Consider the following 7748-nt stretch of genomic DNA (forward strand, 5'->3'; position numbering starts at 1 on the left):
AGGTCCGGCAGGGCCGCGAGGGCGCCGGCCGCGCCGCCGAAGCGGCTGATCAGGCTGCGGAACGTGCGCGGCCCGACCCCTTCCGTTCGGATCAAGCGGAGCCAGTCGAGCCTTTGTGCGTCGGTGAGCTGCACGGGCCTTCCCCCGAAGGGGTCTCAGCCCTTCTGACCGATCCGTCCCTCGGTGCCGTCGACCAGCCGGCGGATGTTGGGCGCGTGCTTCCACCATAACAGCAGGCCGAGGACGAGGAAGAGGCCCGCGCGCGCCGGATCGTTCAAGGCCCACAGAATGATAGGGGTCGCGGCCGAGGCTGCGAGCGCCGCGAGCGACGAGTAGCGCACGGCGAAGGCGAGGCCGAGCCAGATCGCCGCGAAGGCGAGCAGCGCCGGCGGGCTTAGGGCGAGCAGCACCCCGAGGAAGGTCGCGACGCCCTTGCCGCCCCTGAACCTGAGCCAGACCGGGAAGAGATGCCCGAGAAAGGCGCCGAGCCCGGCCGCGAGCGCCGGCCACGCGCCGGTCCCGTCGCTGGTGCCTTGGCCGAACCGCTGCGCGATCAGCACCGCCGCGGTGCCTTTCAGGGCATCGCCGAGCAGCGTCGCGGCGGCGAGCCCCTTGCGGCCGGTGCGGAGCACGTTGGTCGCGCCGATGTTGCCCGACCCGATCGCCCGCACGTCGCCGAGGCCGGCAAGCCGCGTGAAGACGAGCCCGAACGGGATCGAGCCGAGGGCGTAGCCGAGCGCCAGGCAGCCGAGGACGACCGGCCAGGCGATGTCCGACAGCGCGCTCATGCGGCCGCCGCGAGGTCGGCCGAGCGGTGGACGATCCGGCCGCCGACGAGCGTCAGCACCGCGGCGCCCTGCATCCGCGCCTCGTCGAACGGCGAGTTCTTCGAGCGCGACTTCAGGGTCCGCTTGTCGAGCACGTAGGGCACGTCCGGATCGATCAGCACGAGGTCGGCCGGGGCGCCGACCGCGAGCCGACCGGATTCGCGCCCGAGGATGCGCCCCGGATTCGCCGACAGCGCCGCGAGCAGGCGCGCGAGCGTGACGTCGCCGGCGCGCACGAGGCGGAGCGCGGCGCCGAGCAGGGTCTCGATCCCGAGCGCGCCGTCGGCAGCCTCGGCGAAGGGCAGGCGCTTGGTCTCGACGTCCTGCGGGTTGTGATCGGAGACGACGACGTCGATCACGCCCTCGTTCAGCGCCGCCGCCAGCGCCTGCCGGTCGGCCTCGCCGCGCAAGGGCGGCGAAAGCTTGCAGAAGGTGCGGTAGTGCCCGATGTCGCCCTCGTTCAGGACGAGGTTGTTGATCGAGGCGCCGCAGGTCACCGGCAATCCGTCGTGCTTGGCCCGGCGCACGATCTCGACCGAGTCGGCGCAGGAGATCATCGCCGCGTGGTAGCGCGCGCCGGTGAGGCGGACGAGGCGGAGGTCGCGCTCCAGCATCATCGTCTCGGCCTCGCGCGGGATGCCCATCAGCCCGAGCCGCGAGGCCAGCTCGCCCTCGTTCATCACGCCCTCGCCGACGAGGTCGGGCTCCTCGACGTGCTGCATCAGTAGCGCGCCGAAGTCGCGGGCGTAGGTCATCGCCCGCCGCATCACCTGCGCGTGCGTGACGGCGCGGAGCCCGTCGGTGAAGGCGACGGCGCCGGCTTCCTGGAGCAGGCCGAACTCGGTCATCTCGTGGCCGGCAAGCCCCTTGGTGATCGCCGCCGCCGGCAGGACGTTGACGCAGGCCGTGTCGCGGGCGCGGCGCAGCACGAAGTCGACGATCGCCGGCCCGTCGATCACCGGATTGGTGTCCGGCATGCAGACCAGCGTCGTGACCCCGCCGGCTGCCGCCGCGGCGCTGGCGCTCGCCAGGGTCTCGCGGTGCTCGGCGCCGGGCTCGCCGACGAAGGCGCGCATGTCGATCAGGCCCGGCGCCAGCACGTGGCCGGCGCAGTCGATCGTCCGCGCGCCCTCCGGCAGGCCGGGCGCCGCGCCCCAGGCGATGTCGGCGATGCGGCCGTCGCGGATCAGGACATGGCCCGGCTCTTCGCGGCCGTCGGCCGGGTCGAGGAGGGTGGCGTTGGTGAGGATCTGAGCTTGTTCGGTCATGGCCATCACGCGTTCGGCAGATGCGAGGCCAGCGCTTCCATCACCGCCATGCGCACGGCGACGCCCATCTCGACCTGCTCGCGAATCAGCGACTGCGCCCCGTCGGCGATGTCGGAGGCGATCTCGACGCCGCGGTTCATCGGGCCGGGATGCATCACCAGGGCGTCGGGAGCGGCGAGCGCGAGCTTGTCGGCGTCGAGGCCGAAATAGCGGAAATACTCCTTCACCGAGGGCACGAACGAGCCGTTCATGCGCTCGCGCTGCAGGCGCAGCATCATCACGATGTCGCAGCCGTCGAGGCCCTTGCGCATGTCGGTGAAGACCTCGACGCCGAAGCGCTCGATGCCGGCGGGCAGGAGCGACGACGGGGCGATCACGCGGACGCGCGCACCCAGCGCCTGCAGCAGGATCAGGTTCGAGCGCGCGACGCGGCTGTGCAGCACGTCGCCGCAGATCGCGACGCGAAGCCCCTCGATCCGCCCCTTGTTGCGGCGGATGGTCAGCGCGTCGAGCAGCGCCTGCGTCGGGTGCTCGTGGGCGCCGTCGCCGGCATTGACCACCGAGCAGTCGACCTTCCGCGCGAGCAGGTGCACGGCGCCGGCCGAATGGTGGCGCACCACGATGATGTCGGGCCGCATGGCGTTCAGCGTCGCCGCGGTGTCGATCAGCGTCTCGCCCTTCTTCACCGAGGACGAGGCCACCGACATGTTCATCACGTCGGCGCCGAGGCGCTTGCCGGCGAGCTCGAACGAGGATTGCGTGCGGGTCGAGGGCTCGAAGAACAGGTTGATCTGGGTGCGACCGCGCAGCGTCGCGCGCTTCTTCTCAACCTGACGGGAGATCGCCACCGCCGCGTCCGCCCGGTCGAGCAGCCCCTCGATGTCGGGGCGCGACAGGCCCTCTATCCCGAGGAGATGCCGGTGGGGATAGTTCGGGTGCGTCGGCTGGCTCATCGCCTCGCGTGATAGGTCGCGCCCGATGCGACGGCAAGCGCGCGGCGCGGGACCGGGCTGGCAACTTTCGGCGGCGGCGATACGTAACCAGCCGAGACGAGGCGGCGAAGTGGTCGCCACTCGGACAATCAGGTGACACTCCCTTGGCAGCTTCCCCGGCGATTCCCTCCGGCACCGCGACGCCCCGCCGCGAGGCGATCTACCGGCATCCGCTGGTGATCCGCGTCGCGCACTGGCTCAACGCCGCCTCCCTGCTGATCCTGCTGATGAGCGGGCTGCAGATTTTCAACGCGCATCCGGCCCTGTACTGGGGCGCGAAGTCGACCTTCGACACCCCGGCGCTGGCGATCACCAGCGACACCGACGCCAAGGGCAACGCCCGCGGCATCGTGACGATCGGCGGCCGCACCTTCGACACCACCGGCGTGCTCGGGCTCTCGAAGGACCAGGGCCAGATGACTGACCGGGCCTTCCCGTCGTGGAGCACGATCCCCTCGGGGCAGGATCTCGCCACCGCGCGGCGCTGGCACTTCCTGTTCGCCTGGGCGCTGGTGATCAACGGGGCGATCTACCTGCTCTACGGGCTGGTGTCGGGGCAGCTTCGCCGGCGGGTGATCCCGGACGGCGACCAGATCCGCGACTTCGGCGGCTCGGTGCGCGAGCATCTCACGCTGCACTTCCCCAAGGGCGAGGAGGCCAAGCGCTACAACGTGCTGCAGAAGCTGACGTACCTCGCCGTGATCGCCGGCCTTCTGCCGGTGATGGTGCTGGCCGGCCTCGCGATGTCGCCGGGCATGGATGCCGCCTGGCCCTGGCTGGTCGACGTGTTCGGCGGCCGGCAGTCGGCGCGCACGATCCACTTCATCGTGGCCAACCTCCTGGTGCTGTTCGTGATCGTGCACGTGGTGCTGGTGCTGGTCTCGGGCTTCTGGAACAACATGCGCGGCATGGTCACCGGCTGGTTCGCGATCGAGAAGGACGGAGCGACCCCGCGATGAGCAACCTCGACCGCCGCCGCTTCCTCACCACCGTCGCCGCGCTCGGCGGCACCGCGATGCTCGCCGGCTGCGACCGCTTCGCCGGGTCCGCCTACGGCCCGCGGACGCTGAAGGCCGGCGAGGACGCCAACCTGTTCGTGCAGCGCCTGTTGCTCTCGAACGCCTCGCTGGCGAAGGAATTCCCGGATTCCGAGATCTCGGCGGTGTTCAAGCCGAACGGCACGATCGACCCGCCGGACAAGGCCTACAAGGCGCTTGCGGCCTCGAACTTCTCGACCTTCAAGCTCGAGGTCGGGGGCCTCGTCGAGCGACCGCAGAGCTTCGGCCTCGCCGACCTCCGCGCGCTGCCGTCGCGGACGCAGACGACCCGGCACGATTGCGTCGAGGGCTGGAGCTGCATCGGAAAATGGTCCGGCGTGCCGCTGGCTGAGGTGCTGAACCGCGCCGGGCTGAAGCCGCAGGCGCGCTACGTCGTGTTCCACTGCGCCGACACGCTCGAATATGCCGGCGGCGGCCTCGAAGGCGGCAAAGACGGCGCGTTCCTGCAGCCGGAGAACCCGAGCGCGGTGCGCCACGTCCAGGTGGCGGCCGCGGGCAACGATGCCGACGCCTGGGGCGGTGCCCCGGCCGAGGAGCCCGAGGAGACGCGCACGCCGATCCGCTACTACGAGAGCATCGACCTCACCGACGCCTTCCACCCGCAGACGATCCTCGCCTACGACCTCAACGGAAAGCCGCTCCCGGTCTCGAACGGCGCGCCCCTGCGCCTGCGGCTCGAGCGGCAGCTCGGCTACAAGCAGGCCAAGTACGTGATGCGGATCGAGGTAGTCGAATCGCTGGCCAGGATCGGCGACGGCCAGGGCGGCTACTGGGAGGACCGCGGCTACGAATGGTACGCCGGCATCTGAGACCGGCCCCCTCCCCCGCAGAGGGGGGGAGAATGCCCACCCGTACGCGCCTCGCGGCAGGCGCCCCGAACAGCCCCCCATTTGACAACCCGCGGGGCATGAACCACTTCATGCCCCGCGCAGGTCCGGCCCGGCCGCGGCGCGAAACCCAACAATTGGTGCGTTCCTGCCGCTGCTCGGGCTTTGACGAGAGGCTGTTTCGTCCATGAAAGTCGTCGTCGTCGAGTCGCCGGCCAAAGCCAAGACCATCAACAAGTATCTTGGCCGCGACTATGAAGTCATCGCCTCGTTCGGGCACATCCGCGACCTTCCGGCCAAGGACGGGTCGGTCGATCCCGAAGCCGATTTCAACATGATCTGGGAGCTCGACGCCCGCGGCTCGAAGCAGGTGTCCGAGATCGCCCGCGCCGTGAAGGGCGCGGACAAGCTGATCCTGGCGACCGACCCGGATCGCGAGGGCGAGGCGATCTCCTGGCACGTGCTGGAGGCGCTGACCGCCCGCAAGGTGCTGAAGGGCATCCCGGTCGAGCGCGTCACCTTCAACGCGATCACCAAGGCGTCGGTCGAGACGGCGATGCGGCAGCCGCGCCAGATCGATCAGGCGCTGGTCGACGCCTACCTGGCGCGCCGGGCGCTCGACTACCTCGTCGGCTTCAACCTGTCGCCGGTGCTGTGGCGCAAGCTCCCCGGCGCCCGCTCGGCCGGCCGCGTGCAGTCGGTGGCCTTGCGGCTCGTCTGCGAGCGCGAGGTCGAGATCGAGCGCTTCAAGCCGCGCGAGTACTGGTCGCTGGTCGCGACCCTCTCGACCGCAGACGGCGGCGTGTTCGAGGCTCGCCTCGTCGGGGCCGACGGCAAGCGCATCCAGCGCCTCGACGTCGGCAACGGCGAGGATGCGGCCGCGTTCAAGCGCGACCTCGAGCTCGCGACGTTCCAGGTCGCCTCGGTCGAGGCGAAGCCCGCCAAGCGCCATCCGCAGCCGCCCTTCACGACGTCGACGCTGCAGCAGGAGGCGTCGCGAAAGCTCGGGATGGCGCCGGCGCAGACCATGCGCGTCGCCCAGAAGCTCTACGAGGGCGTCGACATCGGCGGCGAGACGGTGGGCCTGATCACCTACATGCGGACCGACGGCGTCGACATGGCGCCCGAGGCCATCGCCGACGCGCGCCGGGTCATCGGCCGCGAGTTCGGCGACAAGTACGTCCCGGGCGTGCCGCGCCGCTACAGCGCCAAGGCCAAGAACGCGCAGGAGGCCCACGAGGCCGTGCGCCCGACCGACATGGGCCGGCTGCCGAAGCAGGTCGCGCGGATGCTCGATCCCGAGCAGGCCAAGCTCTACGACCTGATCTGGACGCGGACCGTCGCCAGCCAGATGGAGTCGGCCGAGCTGGAGCGCACCACGGTCGACGTGACCGCCAGCGTCGGCCCGCGCCGGATCGACCTGCGCGCCACCGGCCAGGTCGTGAAGTTCGACGGCTTCCTCACCCTCTACCAGGAGGGCAAGGACGACGAGGAGGACGAGGACGGCAAGCGCCTGCCGCCGATGAAGGCCGGCGAGGCGCTGAAGCGCGAGCGCATCGCCTCGACCCAGCACTTCACCGAGCCGCCGCCGCGCTTCTCCGAGGCCAGCCTCGTCAAGCGCATGGAGGAGCTCGGCATCGGCCGGCCCTCGACCTACGCCGCGGTGCTCCAGACCCTGCGCGACCGCGAATACGTCAAGATCGAGAAGAAGCGCCTGCAGCCCGAGGACAAGGGCCGGCTCGTGACCGGCTTCCTCGAGAGCTTCTTCAAGCGCTACGTCGAGTACGACTTCACCGCCGACCTCGAAGGCCAGCTCGACCGGGTCTCGAACGCCGAGATCGACTGGCGCGACGTGCTGCGCGACTTCTGGCGCGACTTCTCCGCCGCCGTCGGCGGCACCAAGGAGCTGCGCGTCACCGAGGTGCTGGAGGCGCTGAACACGCTTCTCGGCGACCACATCTTCCCCGAGAAGGCCGACGGCTCGAACCCGCGCACCTGCCCGACCTGCGGCTCGGGCCAGCTCTCGCTGAAGCTCGGCAAGTTCGGCTCCTTCGTCGGCTGCTCGAACTACCCGGAATGCAAGTTCACCCGGCAGCTCTCGGCCGCGGGCATCGAGGGCGAGGGTGACGGCTCATCGCCGGACGGCAGCCCGCCCGGCACGCGGGTGCTCGGCAACGATCCGGTGACCGGATTGCCGGTGACGATCCGCGACGGCCGGTTCGGCCCGTTCGTCCAGCTCGGCGAGGCCTCGACCGAGAAGGACGCGGCCAAGCCCAAGCGCTCGTCGCTGCCGAAGGGTGTGACGCCGTCGATGGTCGACCTGGAGAAGGCGCTGCGGCTGCTGTCGCTGCCGCGCGAGGTCGCCCGGCACCCGGAGACCGGCGAGCCGATCCTGGCCAATCTCGGCCGGTTCGGGCCCTACGTCCAGCACGGCAAGACCTACGCGAACCTGGGCAAGGACGACGACGTGCTCGAGGTCGGCGCCAACCGGGCGATCGACCTGATCGTCGCCAAGGAACAGGGCGGCGGCCGCGGCCGCCCGTCCTCGGATCCCGGCCGCCCGATCGGCAAGGACGAGGCGACGGGTCGCGAGCTGGTGGTCAAGGCCGGCAAGTACGGCGCCTACGTCACCGACGGCGAGGTCAACGCGACCCTGCCGAAATCGATGGCCGCCGAGGCGCTGACGCTCGCCGAGGGCATCGACCTCGTCAACGCCAAGCGCGCGGCCGGCGGGGGCAAGCCGAGCCGCGCGCTTGGCGTTGACGAGGTCGATGCC

Annotated in this window: 6 protein-coding genes and 1 pseudogene; 3 read left to right on the forward strand and 4 right to left on the reverse strand. The window is 70.7% G+C overall.

Going from position 1 to position 7748, the window contains the following annotated elements:
• The 4 genes and pseudogenes from FV223_RS31825 to FV223_RS15385 all read right to left on the reverse strand — a co-directional run.
• Positions 1–134: pseudogene (locus FV223_RS31825) on the reverse strand (DNA-protecting protein DprA); the annotation flags it as partial.
• Positions 135–155: 21 nt separating this feature from the next.
• The gene (gene plsY, locus FV223_RS15375; protein ID WP_147727855.1) at positions 156–788 is read right to left on the reverse strand and encodes a glycerol-3-phosphate 1-O-acyltransferase PlsY; all 633 of its coding nucleotides are present in this window, start codon (positions 786–788) and stop codon (positions 156–158) included.
• On the reverse strand, positions 785–2095 hold the full coding sequence (locus FV223_RS15380) for a dihydroorotase (RefSeq protein WP_147727856.1): 1311 nt from the start codon (positions 2093–2095) through the stop codon (positions 785–787). The genes plsY and FV223_RS15380 overlap by 4 nt, the downstream gene beginning before the upstream one ends.
• Positions 2096–2100: 5 nt before the next feature.
• On the reverse strand, positions 2101–3048 hold the full coding sequence (locus FV223_RS15385) for an aspartate carbamoyltransferase catalytic subunit (protein ID WP_147727857.1): 948 nt from the start codon (positions 3046–3048) through the stop codon (positions 2101–2103).
• Positions 3049–3191: 143 nt separating this feature from the next.
• Between FV223_RS15385 and FV223_RS15390 the strand changes: the two genes are divergently transcribed.
• From FV223_RS15390 to topA, 3 genes are all read left to right on the forward strand, one after another.
• Positions 3192–4046: a cytochrome b/b6 domain-containing protein gene (locus FV223_RS15390; protein WP_243983517.1), complete on the forward strand. Its 855-nt coding sequence runs from the start codon at positions 3192–3194 to the stop codon at positions 4044–4046.
• The gene (locus FV223_RS15395) at positions 4043–4954 is read left to right on the forward strand and encodes a molybdopterin-binding protein (RefSeq protein WP_147727858.1); all 912 of its coding nucleotides are present in this window, start codon (positions 4043–4045) and stop codon (positions 4952–4954) included. Before FV223_RS15390 ends, FV223_RS15395 begins: the two co-directional genes overlap by 4 nt.
• Before the next feature lie 205 nt (positions 4955–5159).
• Positions 5160–7748: type I DNA topoisomerase (topA, locus tag FV223_RS15400; RefSeq protein WP_147727859.1), on the forward strand; the 2589-nt coding region annotated here is incomplete at its 3' end.

The sequence above is a fragment of the Methylobacterium sp. WL116 genome, assembly GCF_008039455.1.
GTDB lineage: Bacteria > Pseudomonadota > Alphaproteobacteria > Rhizobiales > Beijerinckiaceae > Methylobacterium.